A 16,675-nucleotide genomic window follows, 5' to 3' on the forward strand; every position below is an offset into this window, starting at 1 on the left:
GCATTACATTGCATCATGCCCTCTCTTTCGGGGCAAAGCGCCAATAAGTTGAAATTGCATGTTAAATAAAAAACCGCGTGTCCCTGCGCCCGTTACAATTCCTGAACAGCTGAGCTTTTTACAAGGCTTCCGCGATTTTCTGATCGCCCAGACGGTCAGCCCGCATACGCGCAATGCTTATTTATCTGATTTGATTCAATGCAGTGAAAGCTGCTTAAGCCCTATGCCGGCGTGGAGCAGCGATGATATTTCTGATGTGCTGCTGGCCTTGACCAAGCAAGGCAAGAGTCCGCGCTCCATTGCCCGCACGCTGTCTGCGCTACGCTCTTTTTTTAAATTTCTGCGTGAACAGAAGCTGCGTGACGACAATCCGGTCAGTACCCATAAAACTCCTAAGCTAGGCCGCGCCCTGCCCAAAGACTTATCTGAGGCTGACGTGGAAGCGCTGATTCATGCGCCGGACATCAGCACCGCCTTAGGCCTGCGGGACCGGGCAATGCTGGAAGTCTTATATGCCTGCGGCCTGCGGGTGACAGAATTGCTGAACTTGCGTTTGGATCTGATCAATTTAAAGCAGGGCTATTTGCGCATTGTCGGCAAAGGCAACAAAGAACGCTTGGTTCCATTAGGGCAGTTCGCCTGCGAATGGGTGGAAAAATATTTAAATGAAGCCCGTGCAGCTTTATATAAGACATCAACCGATTACCTGTTTTTAACCCAGCACGGCGGCATTATGAGCCGGCAGAATTTTTGGTATGCCATTAAACGCTATGCGCTGCAGGCCAATATCCAGTCAGAACTCTCACCGCATACCTTAAGGCATGCTTTTGCCACCCATTTGCTGAATCACGGTGCGGATTTGCGGGTGGTGCAAATGCTGCTTGGCCACAGCGATTTATCCACCACGCAAATTTATACCCATGTTGCGCAAGTGCGCATGCAGCAGTTGCATGCGGCGCATCATCCGCGCGCGTAATCAAATTGGCTTAGACGTCTAAGACTAAGAAGTTTTATGCGTTATGCGTTTTTTTGCTATGCTAACCCACCAGTTTTATAAAGCTAAAAGAAAAGGGTTGTTTATGTTATTTACCCGTTCAACATTTTTTATTGCATGCACTCTTGCCGCCGGCATGGGGCTAAGCGCGTGTTCAAAATCCAATAATGAAGAAAAACAAGCGCCCTTGACCGCCAGCACCCCCGCAACAGGTGAAGCATCCACATTGACTGAACGCAATGCGCAGCAGCGTCTGGTCAGCACCCTGCAGGACGGCCTGAAAAAAGCCAATATCAATGCCAAAATCACCAGCGCTCAGCCCACTGAAGTGCCTAACTTATACTGGGTAAGTTTTGAAGGCATGCCTTCCGTTTATGCCACAGCGGACGGCAAATACATTTTTCAGGGCGAAATTGTCCGCTTAGGCGGCAAAGAATTGCATAACGTCAGTCAAAATCTGCAGGCAGCCAATACTAAAAAAATCTTTGAACAGCTGAAAACTGAAGACCTGATCGTCTACAAAGCCAAAGGCAAAACCAAGCATGTGGTCTATGTCTTTACTGACGCCAGCTGCCCGTATTGCCACAAGCTGCATGAGCATATGGATGAAATCAACAGCAAAGGCATAGAAGTCCGCTATATCGCTTGGCCGCGCGGCGAACAGTTTATTCCTGCAATGGAAAGCGTCTGGTGCAGCAAAGACCGTCAGGAAGCGTTCAATCAGGCCATTTCTGGCGCACAGCTGCCGCCTGCCGCATGCAAAAACCCAGTGCGTGACATGTATCAAATGGGCCTGAATATCGGTGTCAACGGCACACCGGCCATCTACACGACTGACGGCGTTTATTTGGGCGGCTACATGGAGCCGGGCGAGCTGCAAGAACGTTTAAATAAATAATTTTTATTGGTTAAATTACTGTTTTTTATACATAGTGAGAAAGTTGTGAATCTCCTAGAGTCAGGGCATTTTTTTAGCTATGATCTAGGTTCGCTTAAAGTAGATGAATATTATGGAGTGTGACGTGAAACCAGTTCGTCTGGCAATCCTCGGTCTAGGTACTGTGGGTGGTGGTGCCCTTAAACTATTAAAAGAAAATGCTGCTGAGATTAAACGTCGCACCGGTCGTGAAATTGAAATTACCCATGTCGGTACGCGCCGCCCGCGCCCCGACCTTGATCTTCCTGCATCGGTTAAGCAAAGCGCCGACCTGATGGACATTGTGCGTCAGCCCGATGTTGATGTCGTCGTGGAAGTCATGGGCGGTATTCATCCGGCCTATGAAGTCATCATGGAAGCGATTAAACACGGCAAGCAGGTTGTGACTGCAAATAAAGCGCTTTTGGCAGAATATGGCAATGAATTATTTAAGCTGGCAGATGACCATCACGTTCAGATTGCCTATGAAGCAGCGGTCGCCGGCGGTATTCCGATTATTAAAGTGATGCGTGAAGGCTTGGCTGCCAACAAAATTGACTGGCTGGCCGGCATCATCAACGGCACTGGCAACTTCATTCTGACTGAAATGCGTGAAAAAGGCCGCGCGTTTGCTGACGTGCTCAAAGAAGCGCAAGAGCTCGGCTACGCAGAAGCTGATCCAACTTTTGACGTTGAAGGCATTGATGCGGCGCACAAGCTGACATTATTGGCATCCATCGCTTTTGGCATTCCGCTTCAGTTTGACAAAGTCTTCACTGAAGGCATCAGCAAAGTGACTGCTCAGGATGTAAAATACGCTGAAGAACTCGGTTTCCGCATTAAGCATCTAGGCATTGCCCGCCGTGCGGCAACGGGCATTGAACTTCGCGTCCATCCTACATTGATTCCTGAAGACCAGCTGATTGCCAATGTGAATGGCGTTAAAAATGCTGTGCTGGTTCAAGCCAATGCGGTTGGCCCAACACTGTATTACGGCGCAGGCGCCGGTGCTGGCCCTACTGCTTCTGCCGTGGTTGCAGATGTGGTGGATATTGTCCGCGATATTTCGTATACCGAAGATGGCGCAGGCACTATTCCGCAGCTGGCATTTGAAAATCTGACCGACTTGCCGATCTTAAGCCGTGAAGAAATGACCACAGGATACTACATCCGCATCAATGCCGAAGATCAAACCGGTGTTCTTGCAGATGTCACAACTATTTTAAGCCGCAATGGCATCAGCATTGACGCTATTCTGCAGCAGCCGCGCTTAAAAGACCTTATTCCTATCGTGATTCTGACAGATCCTGTGAAAGAATCAAAAATGGATGAAGCCCTTCAACAAATTCAGGCATTGCCCGTCATTCATGGCGAAATTGTACGAATTCGTTTAGAATCGCTTGATAATTAACCGGGTCAGGGGGAAACTCTCCCCTTGCCAAGCTCTACACACAATTGGAACATCATCATGTCGAATGCCAATCGTTATACTGGTTTAGTTGACCGCTATCGCGACCGTTTACCAGTGTCTGCAACTACTCGCGCAATTTCTTTGGGCGAAGGCAACACCCCACTGATTAAGCTGGAGAACATTCCACGCATTATTGGCAAAAATGTTGAAATTTATGTGAAGTACGAGGGCTTAAACCCGACTGGTTCATTTAAAGACCGCGGCATGACTATGGCTGTAACAAAAGCTGTGGAAGAAGGCTCTAAAGCGATTATCTGCGCATCTACCGGCAACACATCTGCTGCCGCTGCCGCTTATGCTGCACGTGCAGGGATCAAAGCGTTCGTTTTAATCCCAGAAGGCAAAATCGCCATGGGTAAAATGGCGCAGGCGATGATGTACGGTGCTGTAACCATGCAAATTCACGGTAACTTCGATGACGGCATGCGTCTGGTAAAAGAAGTTGCCGACCAAGCGCCGGTGACGATTGTAAACTCAATCAACCCATACCGCTTGCAAGGTCAAAAAACCATTGCCTACGAAATCGTTGATGAGTTAGGCCGCGCGCCGGATTACCACTGCTTGCCAGTCGGTAACGCAGGCAACATTACCGCGCATTGGATGGGCTATACAGAAGCGGTAGCCAATCAGCCGAAAGAAGAATTTGAGCAAGTGGTTTATGATCCGGCAACTGATCAGTTTACAGGTCCTAAGCCTGCTGGCTTGCCAATCATGGCGGGCTATCAAGCTTCTGGCGCAGCGCCTTTCTTGCGCGGCGCGCCTGTTGAAAACCCAGAAACTGTGGCTACAGCAATCCGTATCGGCAACCCGCAAAGCTGGAATCACGCTAAAGCGGTTGTACGCGATTCTAAAGGCTGGTTTGACGAGCTTCAGGATGCTGAGATCCTAGAGGCGCAGCGCCTGCTTTCAATGTATGAAGGCGTCTTTGTCGAGCCTGCATCTGCGGCTTCTATTGGCGGCGCAATCCGCGATATTAAAGCAGGTAAAATTGCTGAAGGTTCTGTAATTGTCTGCACGGTAACCGGCAACGGCCTGAAAGATCCAGATACAGCCATCAAACAATGCCAAGATGCAGTAATGCTGTCGATTGACGCGACTATGGATCAAGTACGCGATTCGATTCTTTCAAATATGTAATCCGTCTTTGAAAATGAAAAAGCCCTGCAGTTGCAGGGCTTTTTTATTTCAGACATAAAAAACACCTGATCATGCTGCAATCAGGTGTGAGTCGAATGAATTAACTTTACGGCACTAAAATAAATTCATGCATTAAATGCGTTTTGGAAGCTGTGAAACCCAAGTCATTAAACGGGTTGCATCATTTGTGCGGGCTGCTGAAGAGTCTGCACCCAGCAGCACAACAACGGCAGGACGGTTATTCAGCGTAGTATGCATGACCACACAGCGCCCCGCTTCATTGATATAGCCGGTCTTCGACAAGTTGATATTCCAGCCACCATTGCGCACCAGCGCATTGGTATTGTTCGATTTCAGCACGCGGTAACCCAGATTGAAATCATAGCTTGGCGTTGTTGAAAATTGGCGGATCAAACCATACTGAGATGCAGTATTGACTAAAATCCCCAAATCACGCGCCGAAGCGACGTTGCCAGGGTGCAAACCAGTCGATTCAACATAATGTGTTGAGTTCATGCCAAGTGAACGCGCTTTAGCATTCATGGCCGCAAAAAATGCAGGGCGGCCGCCCGGATAAGTCCGCGCCAAAGCTGAAGCTGCTGGGTTTTCAGATTTCATCAAAGCGAACAGCAGCGCTTCTGCACGGTTCATGCTGTCGCCCGCACGCAGCGTTGAACTTGAACTTTTACAGCCTGAACAAGAAAAATCGCCTTGCTGCAGCGTAATTTTTTCAGACATATTCAGGCGGGAATCAGAAATCACCACCGCAGTCATCAGTTTAGTCAATGAGGCGATCGGGAACGCGGTGTTGCTGTTTTTACTGTACAGCACTTCGCCGGTCTGTCCATCCATCACCAAAGCCGCACGGGCATTGACTGAAGGCTGGTTCGAATAGCCGCTGGCGCTGGTGTCAAAGATCTGCACCTTTTTAGCCGGAGCAGCCGGCGCTGCGCCATTTGAACTGCGGACAGACGTGCTGACTTTAATTGAGCCTTGCGGTGAAAGTTCACCTTCATCACCTGCTGTCGCAGATACGTCGCCATTCAGCAGCTGGTTGGCTTCTTCAGAAGACCAGCTGAGCTTTGCTTGATCGGAACCGGAATTCATCACAATTTCAGCAAAACTCATTGAGCTCATGCCAAACAGAAATGAAATTCCCAGCACACGCATTAAAGATTTATTTGAATTCTTCACCATGATTCACTCAACTCAATAAGGCAATATTTGCGTATTGCCTCTAATATGCCGTACATTTATACAATGGAGAACAATTTTCGTTCAAAGAAAGTTTAATAAGTTCTCCATTTTAGATAAGAATAGCATTGCTAATTTTGTCGTTTCATTGCAAGCTTATTTTGCGTTATGTAACAAAAAAGACGTTTTTCAGACAGGGAGAATACAGGTGATCACAGTTTTAGTTGTAGATGACCATGAATTGGTACGCACGGGAATTTGCAGAATGCTCGAAGACCATGCCGAAATTCAGGTTATTGGCCAAGCTGAATCTGGTGAAGAAGCGATTTCCTTGGTCCGGCTGGACCATCCCAATGTTGTTTTGCTCGATGTGAATATGCCTGGAATTGGCGGTGTAGAAACGACCCGCCGCCTGCTGCAAACTGCTCCTGAAACAAAAGTTCTGGCTGTCAGCGGCCTTGCTGAAGAGCCTTACCCGTCTTTACTGCTAAAAGCCGGAGCCAAAGGCTATATCACCAAAGGCGCGCCTGTGACTGAAATGGTTCGCGCCATCAATAAAGTCATGCAGGGCGGAAAATATTTCAGCGCAGATATTGCAGAACAGCTGGCCAGCTCGTATTTATCCGATACGCAGCAATCCCCTTTCGATGCCTTATCAGAACGTGAAATGCAGGTCGCGATGATGGTGGTCAACTGCATCAGCGCGCAGGAAATTGCAGACAAGCTGTTTGTCAGCGTAAAAACCGTCAACACTTACCGATACCGCATTTTTGAAAAACTGAGCATTGACAGCGATGTAAAGTTAACTCATTTAGCCATCCGTTACGGACTCATTAAACCTTAAATCATTCCTCAGCAGGTCTCATGAGTCAGCGCCTCAACCTTTCAGAATTCAATCAATATCATCTGGGCATTTGGTACAGCGCTTACCGTTTCATTATCAGCTCTTGCCTGCTGATGATCTTTTTTATGACATATAGTCAGCTTAATACTCAATATCAATATCCGAAACTGTATCTGTATGCCCTGACCGCTTACGTGATTGTGTCCAGCCTGCAGTTTTTTGTGCTGAGTAAAGTGAAAGCGGGCATTGCAAAGCAGATGGTGCTGATTTTCTTTGCCGATGTGACTGCTTTGAGCCTGCTGACTTTGGCGCTGGACGGCCCCAACCTGCATCTCAGCCTGCTCTTTGTCATTACCATTTTTGCCGCCTCGATCTTGCTGGATGCAAAAAAAGCGCTGGTGATTACCTTGGTGGCAGTGATCAGTGTGGTGTATCAGCTGTTTTTAGGCTCCATTCTGGATTTTGCCTCACTGCGCAACATCGGCAACAGCGCCCTGCTGGCTTTTTTATTTTTTGTGGTCTACGGATGCGGTCAAATTGCTGTACGGCGCTTTCAAATTCTGGAAAATTTAAACTTTTCGCAGTCGATTGAACTGAATCAGCTGCAGAATATCAACCGCTATATTCTAGAACAAATCGAAACAGGCTATCTGGTGCTGGATGAAAACTGTCATGTCGTGCTCAGCAATCCTGCCGCCTGCCATTTATTGGGAATCCCTGCCGCCTTCAGCACGGATAAATACCCGCTGTACATGACCCAGCCGGATTTATTTGAACTGCTGAAATTTGAAGATCTGAAAGACGGCGAGAAATTTCAGTTTGAATCTCAGCAAAGCCTCTACCATATTCATGTGCATGTGCAGAAACTGATTGTGCCTCAGCAGCTGCTGACGCTGCTGGTGCTGCAGGATGCTCAAAAACTGAATCAGCAGGTGCAGCAGCTGAAACTGGCCGCCTTAGGCCAGCTGTCCGCCAGTATTGCCCACGAAATACGCAATCCTTTGGCTGCGATTGTACAGGCCAACGAACTGCTTGCGGACAGCGGCCCTGCGCAGCAGCAAATGCTCAGCGGCATGATTGCCAAGCAGGCAAAGCGTATAGACAGCATTGTGCAAGATACGCTGAACATGGTGAAAAACCGCGAAACGCATGCTGTACAGCTGTGCTTAAACCGCTTCATACCGCAGCTGATTCAGGAAGATTTGGCCGATATTCAAACCAAAATTCAGCTGAATATTCAGAAGGACAGTGATATTTATTTTGACGAGGCGCAATTGCGTCAAGTGCTGATTAATTTAATCAGAAACGCGATTCGGCATAATGATGCCAGTGCGCCCTATATCGAACTGAATATTTATCCGCATGAGAAAATAATGAGACTGGATGTCCGTGATTTTGGGCAAGGGGTTGCTGTTCAGCATCGAACTTCACTATTTCAGCCTTTTTTCAGTACCGAAATTACTGGAACTGGTTTAGGATTGTACCTTGCACACAGCTTCTGTGAAGCGAATCAGGCTCAGCTCACCTATGTAGAACAACAACGGGGCGCCTGCTTTCGGCTGATTTGCCAACGTGCAGCGATTTAATTTTTTTGGGGTGAAATTGTGGAAAAACGGCCGCTGGTATTACTGGTAGACGATGAAGAAGATTTATGTCTGCTGATGCAAATGTCACTGTCTCGTATCGGCATAGATACGCATAGCGCGCACAGCCTGAGTGAAGCAAAAAAATGCTTGGGCGAACATGCCTATGACGCATGCTTAACCGATCTGAATTTGCCGGATGGCAATGGCTTGCAGCTGCTGGAATGGATCAACCAGCACTGCCCGAGCTTACCGGTCGCCATGCTGACCGCTTACGGCAATATGGAAGTCGCTATTGCTGCTTTAAAAGCCGGCGCATTTGATTTTGTCAGCAAGCCTGTTAACCCAAAGCATCTTGAACAGCTGCTGCAAAAAGCCTTGAACAAGCCAGCCGGGCCAAAACAGCAGCAGGCGGATGCCTTGGAATATAAAATGCTGATTGGGCAATCTGAACCAATTCAGCAGCTGCGCATCACCTTAAAAAAAATTGCGCGCTCACAAGCTCCAGTATTTATTACCGGTGAATCCGGCACAGGAAAAGAAGTCGTCGCCAATCTGGTTCACCGTTTAAGCAACCGCAACGAAGGGCCATTTATTGCCATTAACTGCGGTGCAATTCCGACAGAATTAATGGAAAGCGAACTCTTCGGCCATAAAAAAGGCAGCTTTACCGGTGCGGCGCAAGACAAGCAAGGCTTGATTCAGTCCGCGCATGGCGGCAGCTTATTTTTAGATGAAATTGCCGAACTGCCGCTCAGCATGCAGGTCAAACTGTTGCGCGCTGTACAGGAAAAACGCATCCGGCCTGTCGGTTCAGATGCTGAGATTGATGTCGATTTCCGCGTCATCAGCGCCAGCCATCAAGATTTGGAAGCCTTGGTCCAGCAAGGAAAATTCCGGCAGGACTTGTTCTTCCGCATTCATGTCATGGACTTAATCCTGCCGCCATTGCGCGAACGCGGGGATGATATTTTGCTGTTGGCGCAGCACTTTATTCAAAAAATCAGTACTGAATGGGATATTTCGGCCAAGCAGCTGACCGCACGCGCCAAAGAGTTTTTGGTGACGCAGTATTATCCGGGCAATGTGCGTGAATTGCGCAATATCATTGAACGCGCCATGACCCTAAGTGATGACGGCAATATTGACCTGCCCCAGCTGCAGAGCGCGCCGCAGCGTCAAATGGCGCAAAATCTGGCTGCAGCCACGGGAGCGGTCTCCAGTTACAGTGCTGCCGAAGCCTCAATTGCAGCAAAAAAACTGCCAGAAGAAGGCCTCGAAATTCATTTAGAAAAGATTGAAAAAGAAATTTTGCTGAATGCGCTGAATTTAACCCATTGGAACAGAACGGTCGCGGCTAAAAAATTAGGCATGACGTTTCGATCACTGCGCTACCGTTTAAAGAAATTCGGCTTGGACACCGATGAGGATTAATCCCCTCACGGCGGCTACTTCTGAAGCAGCAGCAAATCGGCGATATGCTCAACATAACTTTCCTCCCGCATGTCATGCGGGATTGGATAGTTGAAGTTAGGCTGTATGCCGATCCCCTCAATCATTCGGCCATTGGGCGTGTAATACTGTGAAACAGTCATTTGTAAGGCAGCGCCGTTGCTCAGCGGAAATAATTTCTGCACTACGCCCTTGCCATAGCTTTTTTCACCCGCAACCCATGCCCGCCCATGCTCTTTCATAGCCGCAGTAAAGACTTCTGCTGCAGACGCTGACCGGTTATTGATTAAGATTCCGACTTTCAGATTTTGAAATTCAAAACTCGGCAGCGCCTGAAACTGCTGATCACCTTCTGAACGGCTTTTGGTTGAGACAATTACGCCTTGGTTCAAAAATAAATCTGCCGATTCCACAGATGCAGACAACAAGCCGCCCGGATTATTGCGCAGATCAAACAGCACAGCCTTTAATTTTGATGTCCCATGGCTTTCAATCAGGCGCTTCACCTCATTGGCTGTATCTTGCTGGAACACCTTAATGTGCAGCACCAGCACCTGATTGTTCAGCAGGCGTGATTCGATATCCGTTTCAATTTTAGTATTGCGCACCAAATTCATCGGCACGCTGTTGGGCGACAGCTGCAGGCTTAACGTCGAGCCGATCGCGCCATCAAGCACATGTTTAACCTGATCCTGATTCAGTTTTTTCAGTTCTTGATCTTCTATTTTATAAACCGTCACGCCATTTTTCAGGCCTAATTTCGCTGAGTCCGCATCCGGTTTTAAATTATGAATCACCCAATGCTGCAGCGCGCTGTCAAAGCGCAGATCAAAATCGACTGAAGCCAAGTCGCCTTCGGTGTATTGCAGAAGCTGTTTATAGTCTTCTGGGGAGAGATATCTGGAATAGCGGTCTAAACCGCCGACCAAGCCTTTGATGGCTTGCTGGAACAGTTCATCGTCATTTTTTTCTTTAACATAATTGTCTTTAACGATGCCGTAAATTTGCACAAACTGCTGAATGGATTCCACTGGAATTTCTTGGTAGCTGGCCTCAAAATCCCCGTCAAACTCATCGGAAGCAGGCGCTTTGCCTGCTCCCCATGCCAAATGGCCAGCGCACATCAATGTGGTGAAAAGTACCGCAGATCGCCAATGCGCTTTCGCCATTCTTCTATCCTTGCATGTGCTTAATGCTTAAGCCTTGATATGAATTAAATTGCGGCCTTGCATTTCTGCAGGAACCGGAACATTCATTAAATTCAGCAATGTCGGCGCGACATCCGCCAGCACGCCGCCCTCATCAATGACTGCAGCCTCTGGGCCAACATAAATAAATGGCACCAATTCAGTTGTATGCTGCGTATGCACCTGACCGCTGACATAGTCCTGCATTTGCTCAACATTACCATGATCGGCGGTAACAATCATATGGCCTTTGCTGGCCATAACCGCTTCGTAGACACGGCCTAAACAGGTATCAACCGCTTCGACCGCTTTCACGGCAGCATCAAATACGCCTGTATGGCCCACCATATCGCCATTGGCGTAGTTCACCACCAGCAGGTCAAACTCGCCTGAATTAATCGCGGCCACCAATTCATCGGTGACTTCATACGCACTCATTTCCGGCTTTAAGTCATACGTTGCCACACTTGGTGAAGGAATCAAAATACGCTTTTCGCCTGGATATTCATCTTCACGGCCGCCGCTGAAGAAAAATGTCACGTGTGCATATTTCTCTGTTTCCGCGATACGCAGTTGGGTTTTACCCAAGCCCGACAAGTATTCCCCAATCGAGTTCACCAGCGCTTCCGGCATATAGGCCACAGGCGCGTCAATGGTGGCCTGATAGCGGGTCAGCATGACAAATTTAGATAGCGCTGGAACAACCTTGCGTTCAAAACCAGCAAAATCTTTTTCAACAAATGCTTTGGTAATTTCACGCGCGCGGTCAGCCCGGAAGTTCATGAACACTACGCTGTCATTGTCTTGAATCTTCGCAAAATCACCGATGCGGGTCGCTTTGACAAACTCATCCGACTCACCGGCCGCATAAGCCTGTTCCAATCCATCGACCGCGGTTGCAGCCGTACGCAACGCTTCACCCTCGGTCAACAAACGGTACGCCTGCTCTACGCGGTCCCAGCGGTTATCGCGGTCCATCGCGAAATAGCGGCCAATCATGGTCGCGATGCGGCCTTGCCCTGGATATTGTGCAAATAGGGCATCCAATTTTTCTAAAGACGGCTGCGCGCTTTTTGGCGGTGTATCACGGCCATCCAAAAACGCATGCAGATAAACTTGAGCGCCGCGTTTCAGCGCCAATTCCGCCATCGCCACAATATGGTCTTCATGCGAATGCACGCCGCCTTCAGACAGCAGGCCCATAATATGCACTGCGCCATGGGCCGCCTTGGCTTTTTCTACGGCATCCACCAGCACTTCATGTTCAAAGAAATCACCCGTACGGATGTCTTTGGTAATGCGGGTAAAGTCCTGATACAGCACGCGCCCTGCGCCGAGGTTCATGTGCCCCACTTCAGAGTTGCCCATTTGACCATCCGGCAAGCCGACGTCTTCACCAGAACCTGAAATTAAACCATGCGGATGCTTTGCTTCCATCGCTGTCAAATTAGGGCGTTTCGCCGCTAAGAAGGCATTATCTTTCTCTTCAACACGATGTCCCACACCATCCATAATCACTAAAACGTGAGGGATTTTTTTAGCAGATGCATCCGACATAATTGCACACTCTTCAAGTCTATAAATTAATCACGCTATCTTACCGAATTTTCGGTCAAGACTCTATGATCCCGGTACGGTTAATACTGTTCAGGAACATAGCTTTCCTCGATGCCTTCCGCTTATCTGGCGCGGTGAAGCAGGTAGCCGCCAGCTGCGAAAATCAGCACAATCGGCACAAAAACGAACCACGCCGGCGACGGCGAATACACCAGGCTGGCATAGCCCAGAAAATCCTGCAGATAAAAAAAGCCCAAGCCGACAAACAGCGCAATCACCAAGCGGAAACCCATCGACTGCTGGCGCAATGGCCCAAAAATGAAAGAGCAGGCAATTACCACCAGCGCAATTAAGGCCAGCGGTGAAGCGGCTTTCTGCCAAAATGCCAGCTGATAGGTTTTCGGCACTTGGCTGTATTCATTCAAATAGCTCATAAAGCTCACCAGCTGGCTTGGCGATAGATCTTCAGGATCCAAAGTCACCATATGCACATATTTAGGCTGCAGCGCCAGCGATAAGGGCAGCTTGGCATTTTCTTCAAGCACCGCATCGCCGGTTTTTAAAATGTCGACTTGCGTGGCGCTTTGTAATGTCCAGCTGCCGTCTTTGATAAACTGCCCCTGCTTCGCCTCCAGCGTGCCGCGCAAATGGTAGCTGTCGTCAAAATCCACCACCTGCACATTTTTCAGCTCGCCTTGTGAATTGGCGTAATCAATATAAATAAAGCGCTGGCCTTCGCGGGTCCAGTAGCCTTTCACTTCGCCCAATTCGGCGGCCGTGCGGTGGCTTTTAATGCTGTCAGCTTTTTCATTGGTATAAGGGATAACCCATTCGCTTAAGGCGAAGGATAAAATCACCAAAATTAAGGCGGAACGGATCACCCAGCCGACAATGCGCCACAGGCTGACCCCGACGGAACGCATCACAATCAATTCACTGTTGGACGCCAGAGTGCCTAAGCCCAGTACAGCGCCAATCAATGCGGAAATTGGCAAGATTTCATACAGCGCATGCGGTGCGCCCCACAATACATACAAAAAGGCATCCCATGCGCCATAGCCCTCTTTGATCGAGCCCAGCTCACCTAAATAAGTGAACAGCACCTGTAAACTAGATAAGACCGCTGTAGCACCCAGCATAGAGAGTGCTGTGGTTTTGGTCACATGTTTGGCAATAATACGGCGCGCTAACATTATTAAGACCTCACTCGCTGAATTTGTTTCTTAATTTTCGGCGCGAGTTTTTGCTTGCGCGAGAACAGCGCAGCGGCTATGCCGTACACCACTAAAATCACAGGATAGATCCAGATATCCATCTCGCCTTTAGAAATTCGGGTTTTCACTGCCATCAAAGCCACAATCAGGCTGGCAAAAATCAATAAGGCAGGAAAAAGCTTTAAATAACGCCCTTGACGCGGACTGACTTCGGACAACGCAACCGACAGCATCAGCGCCACCACAATAGAAAACGGCACGAAAATACGCCAGCCCAATTCACTGGCCACCACAGGGTCTTCACGGTTATTCCATAGTTTGGAAATCGGCAGCGCTTCCACCTCAGCACTTTCAAACTTAGCTTCCGAATCATTTTCCAAGCGCAGGCGGTAGCTTTCAAATTCCGCCTGTGAATAGCGCGGCTGGCCCGGATAAATTTCATAGCGGCGGCCTTCGCTCAAATCCACTACGCTGGCAGAATCATTCTGCATCTCAACGCGGGTGGCTTCTTTGGCCAAAATAATCACATCCGGCTTACCTTCTTTTTCTGCCCGCTGATAGAAAAAGATGTCTTTTAAATTTCTGCGGTCTTCGGATAAATCACCTGCATAGATTGTATAAGGGCCAGAAGAAATAAACTCTTTCGGACGCACCAGGTCAAATCCCGTGCGCACCGCCTGGCTGGTGGTCAGCGCTTCGAACTGGCGGAGGCCCCAAGGCGATGCCCAGATCATTAAAAAAGCCTGTATGGCTAAAAAAACAACGGTCATCGGAACCAATAAGCGCGCCAGCTGATGGCGGCTGATCCCGCTGCCGTTCATGACCGCCATTTCATGGTCGACATACATTCGGCCAAAAACCAGCATTAAGCCAATAAAAAAGCCCAGCGGCAGAATAAGTGTTAAAAATTCCGGCAGGCGGTAGCCAATAATGCTGAACAGAATGCCCGCGTCCAAGCGGCCTTGGGCTGCCACGCCAAAATACTTGATCAGCCGGCCACCCATCATGATCAAGGTCAATATGGCAATCACAACCAAAGATGTCGAAACAACCTGCTTGACCAGATAACGCCGAATAATCAAATTAATTCTTCCAAAAAAGATAAGCGGATAAACTCCCAATAGTTTACCCGAATGCTGAAAATAAAAAACCTTTCCCCGTGTTGTGCATTGAAACCCTATTCAGGAAATTGTTTCAATGGTTTAATGGTTTGCAAATTTTAAAAGGCACGAATACCGTCTATGAAACTAACGATAAATACGTCATTCCAAGCGAATGCGTCTAGCCAGTCTTTGTTGATATTAGTAGATTCTGAACACGTTCAAAATGCTGCCGATTCATATCAAATCAATGATTTAAACAAATTAACAGAAGCGGCTCAATTCAAAGCCGGCCTCAATGAAACTTTAGCATTAATCGGTTCGGTCAGCGCTTGCCTGAATACAGCATTGGTCGGAATTGGCAAAGCGGAAGAGCTTCAGCCAGCCAAATTAGCAAAAATTGCACAAACCATTATCAAATTTTCACAAAAAAAATTCCAACAAATCAGCATTGATATTTCAGCGCTTCCGCAAGAAATGCATTATTTATTTGCATTGAGCCTGACGCAGGCCGCCTATGCTTTTGATGAATACAAATCTAAAAAGAATGAGTTTGCCCTTGAACAGGTGCATTTGGTTGCGGCCGAAACCGCGCTGACGCAGCAGCAGTTAAGCCTGATTGCGGCCATTCAAAACGGCCAAAACTTTACCCGTGACTTGGGCAACCGCCCAGGCAATATTTGCTTCCCTGAATATCTGGCAGAACAGGCGCAGGCTTTGGCCGCAGAATTCCCTGACCTGCTGAAAGTCACTGTGCTGAACGAGCAGCAAATGGCGGATTTAGGCATGGGCGCATTTCTTGCTGTCAGCAAAGGTTCAGACCGTCCGGGCCGCATCATTACAATTGAATATCAAGCGGGCCGCGCAGAAGCGCCCGTCGTGCTGGTCGGTAAAGGCGTTACTTTTGATACCGGCGGCATTTCATTAAAACCGGGCGCAGGCATGGATGAAATGAAATATGACATGTGCGGCTCTGCCTCTGTATTAGGAACCATGCGCGCGCTGTGCGAATCGCAGCTGCCGATTCATGTGGTGGGCGCCATTGCTGCCGCAGAAAACATGCCGTCTGGCCATGCAACCCGACCAGGCGATATTGTGACAACCATGAGCGGCCAGACCGTTGAAATTTTGAACACCGATGCTGAAGGCCGTTTAGTGCTGTGCGATACGCTGACCTATGTGAAGCGCTTCAACCCTGCGCTGGTGATTGATATTGCAACGCTGACAGGCGCATGCGTGGTGGCTTTAGGTTCAGTCCTGACCGGCATGTTCACGCCGGATGATGACCTTGCCGCAGAGATTTCCGCTGCCGGCCAGACCTCATTTGACCGCGTATGGCGCATGCCGGTGATTGAAGACTATCAAGAACAGCTGGATTCTCCATTTGCGGACATCGCCAACATTGGCGGGCCGAAAGCCGGCTCTGTTACAGCGGCCTGCTTCCTGCAGCGCTTTACCCGCGACTACCGCTGGGCGCATTTGGATATTGCCGGCACAGCATGGAATTCAGGCGCGAATAAAGGCGCAACCGGCCGTCCAGTGCCGCTGCTCATGCAATTCCTGATTAACCGTACTCAAGCCAATGGCTAAAGTCAGCTTTTATCTGTTTGAAAAAAGCCCTGAACGGCAAGTCGAAAGCGCTTGCCGTTTATGCCGCAAAATTCTGCGTCAGTCCGAACGGATTTGGCTCTTAAGCGATGATGCAGAACTTCGGCAGCAGCTGGATGAGCGCCTGTGGAGCTTTGATGCCGCAGGCTTCATTCCGCATGGCATCAACCAGCAGGATACGCCCGTCTGCATTTCAGAGCATTTGCCTGAACAGCCGGACTGGATTGTGTTTAATTTTAACAATCAAGCACTTGAACAATATGGAAATTTTAGTCACATTATTGAAATTATCGAAAATAATGAGCCGGCTAAAATGATTGGCCGTAAAAAATTCAAAAAATACCGTCACTTAGGCATTGAACCGCAAACATTCAAGCTCTAACTGACGTCTGATATTTATATTTAAGGAGATGCTGCA

At 48.5% G+C, this 16,675-nt stretch carries 14 protein-coding genes; 9 read left to right on the forward strand and 5 right to left on the reverse strand.

Annotation, left to right across the window (positions count from 1 at the left end; translation table 11 throughout):
• The first annotated feature begins 58 nt into the window (after positions 1–58).
• From xerD to thrC, 4 genes are all read left to right on the forward strand, one after another.
• Positions 59–976 carry a site-specific tyrosine recombinase XerD gene (xerD, locus tag AZH43_RS17725; protein WP_067672749.1) on the forward strand — a complete coding sequence of 306 codons (918 nt, stop codon included), beginning with the start codon at positions 59–61 and terminating at the stop codon, positions 974–976.
• Between the two features lie 103 nt (positions 977–1,079).
• The gene (locus AZH43_RS17730) at positions 1,080–1,892 is read left to right on the forward strand and encodes a DsbC family protein (RefSeq protein WP_067672752.1); all 813 of its coding nucleotides are present in this window, start codon (positions 1,080–1,082) and stop codon (positions 1,890–1,892) included.
• 124 nt (positions 1,893–2,016) lie between these two features.
• Positions 2,017–3,321: a homoserine dehydrogenase gene (locus AZH43_RS17735; RefSeq protein ID WP_067672755.1), complete on the forward strand. Its 1,305-nt coding sequence runs from the start codon at positions 2,017–2,019 to the stop codon at positions 3,319–3,321.
• Between the two features lie 57 nt (positions 3,322–3,378).
• Positions 3,379–4,518 carry a threonine synthase gene (gene thrC, locus AZH43_RS17740; protein ID WP_067672758.1) on the forward strand — a complete coding sequence of 380 codons (1,140 nt, stop codon included), beginning with the start codon at positions 3,379–3,381 and terminating at the stop codon, positions 4,516–4,518.
• A 132-nt stretch (positions 4,519–4,650) separates the two neighbouring features.
• On the opposite strand, the gene AZH43_RS17745 is transcribed toward thrC, so the two are convergent.
• A complete protein-coding gene (locus AZH43_RS17745) occupies positions 4,651–5,712 on the reverse strand; it encodes a serine hydrolase (protein WP_162840087.1) in 1,062 nt (353 codons plus the stop codon).
• A gap of 208 nt (positions 5,713–5,920) precedes the next feature.
• On the opposite strand from AZH43_RS17745, the gene gacA reads away from it, so the two are divergent.
• The 3 genes from gacA to AZH43_RS17760 are packed head-to-tail and all read left to right on the forward strand — an operon-like array spanning position 5,921 to position 9,573.
• Positions 5,921–6,556, forward strand: coding sequence for a response regulator transcription factor GacA (gacA, locus tag AZH43_RS17750; RefSeq protein WP_067672764.1), 636 nt, complete (start codon positions 5,921–5,923; stop codon positions 6,554–6,556).
• A 20-nt stretch (positions 6,557–6,576) separates the two neighbouring features.
• Positions 6,577–8,142, forward strand: coding sequence for a sensor histidine kinase (locus AZH43_RS17755; RefSeq protein ID WP_067672767.1), 1,566 nt, complete (start codon positions 6,577–6,579; stop codon positions 8,140–8,142).
• 15 nt (positions 8,143–8,157) lie between these two features.
• The gene (locus AZH43_RS17760) at positions 8,158–9,573 is read left to right on the forward strand and encodes a sigma-54-dependent transcriptional regulator (RefSeq protein ID WP_406564636.1); all 1,416 of its coding nucleotides are present in this window, start codon (positions 8,158–8,160) and stop codon (positions 9,571–9,573) included.
• Positions 9,574–9,587: 14 nt separating this feature from the next.
• On the opposite strand, the gene AZH43_RS17765 is transcribed toward AZH43_RS17760, so the two are convergent.
• The 4 genes from AZH43_RS17765 to lptF all read right to left on the reverse strand — a co-directional run bounded on the left by AZH43_RS17765 (position 9,588) and on the right by lptF (position 14,631).
• Positions 9,588–10,760 (reverse strand): S41 family peptidase, encoded by a 1,173-nt coding sequence (locus AZH43_RS17765; protein ID WP_067672773.1) that lies wholly within the window; start codon positions 10,758–10,760, stop codon positions 9,588–9,590.
• Positions 10,761–10,787: 27 nt separating this feature from the next.
• Entirely contained in the window at positions 10,788–12,335 is a 1,548-nt protein-coding gene (gpmI, locus tag AZH43_RS17770; RefSeq protein WP_067672776.1) for a 2,3-bisphosphoglycerate-independent phosphoglycerate mutase, read from the reverse strand.
• Between the two features lie 122 nt (positions 12,336–12,457).
• Complete coding sequence (gene lptG, locus AZH43_RS17775; protein ID WP_067672779.1) at positions 12,458–13,528, reverse strand: LPS export ABC transporter permease LptG; 1,071 nt, start codon at positions 13,526–13,528, stop codon at positions 12,458–12,460.
• Positions 13,529–13,530: 2 nt separating this feature from the next.
• Complete coding sequence (lptF, locus tag AZH43_RS17780) at positions 13,531–14,631, reverse strand: LPS export ABC transporter permease LptF (protein WP_067672782.1); 1,101 nt, start codon at positions 14,629–14,631, stop codon at positions 13,531–13,533.
• 159 nt (positions 14,632–14,790) lie between these two features.
• Between lptF and AZH43_RS17785 the strand changes: the two genes are divergently transcribed.
• Together AZH43_RS17785 and AZH43_RS17790 are read left to right on the forward strand one after the other, a co-directional pair.
• Positions 14,791–16,239 carry a leucyl aminopeptidase gene (locus tag AZH43_RS17785; protein WP_067672785.1) on the forward strand — a complete coding sequence of 483 codons (1,449 nt, stop codon included), beginning with the start codon at positions 14,791–14,793 and terminating at the stop codon, positions 16,237–16,239.
• Positions 16,232–16,639 (forward strand): DNA polymerase III subunit chi, encoded by a 408-nt coding sequence (locus AZH43_RS17790; protein ID WP_067672788.1) that lies wholly within the window; start codon positions 16,232–16,234, stop codon positions 16,637–16,639. The genes AZH43_RS17785 and AZH43_RS17790 overlap by 8 nt, the downstream gene beginning before the upstream one ends.
• Positions 16,640–16,675 lie beyond the last annotated feature (36 nt).

It is taken from the genome of Acinetobacter pragensis (assembly GCF_001605895.1).
In the GTDB taxonomy this organism is placed as follows: domain Bacteria; phylum Pseudomonadota; class Gammaproteobacteria; order Pseudomonadales; family Moraxellaceae; genus Acinetobacter; species Acinetobacter pragensis.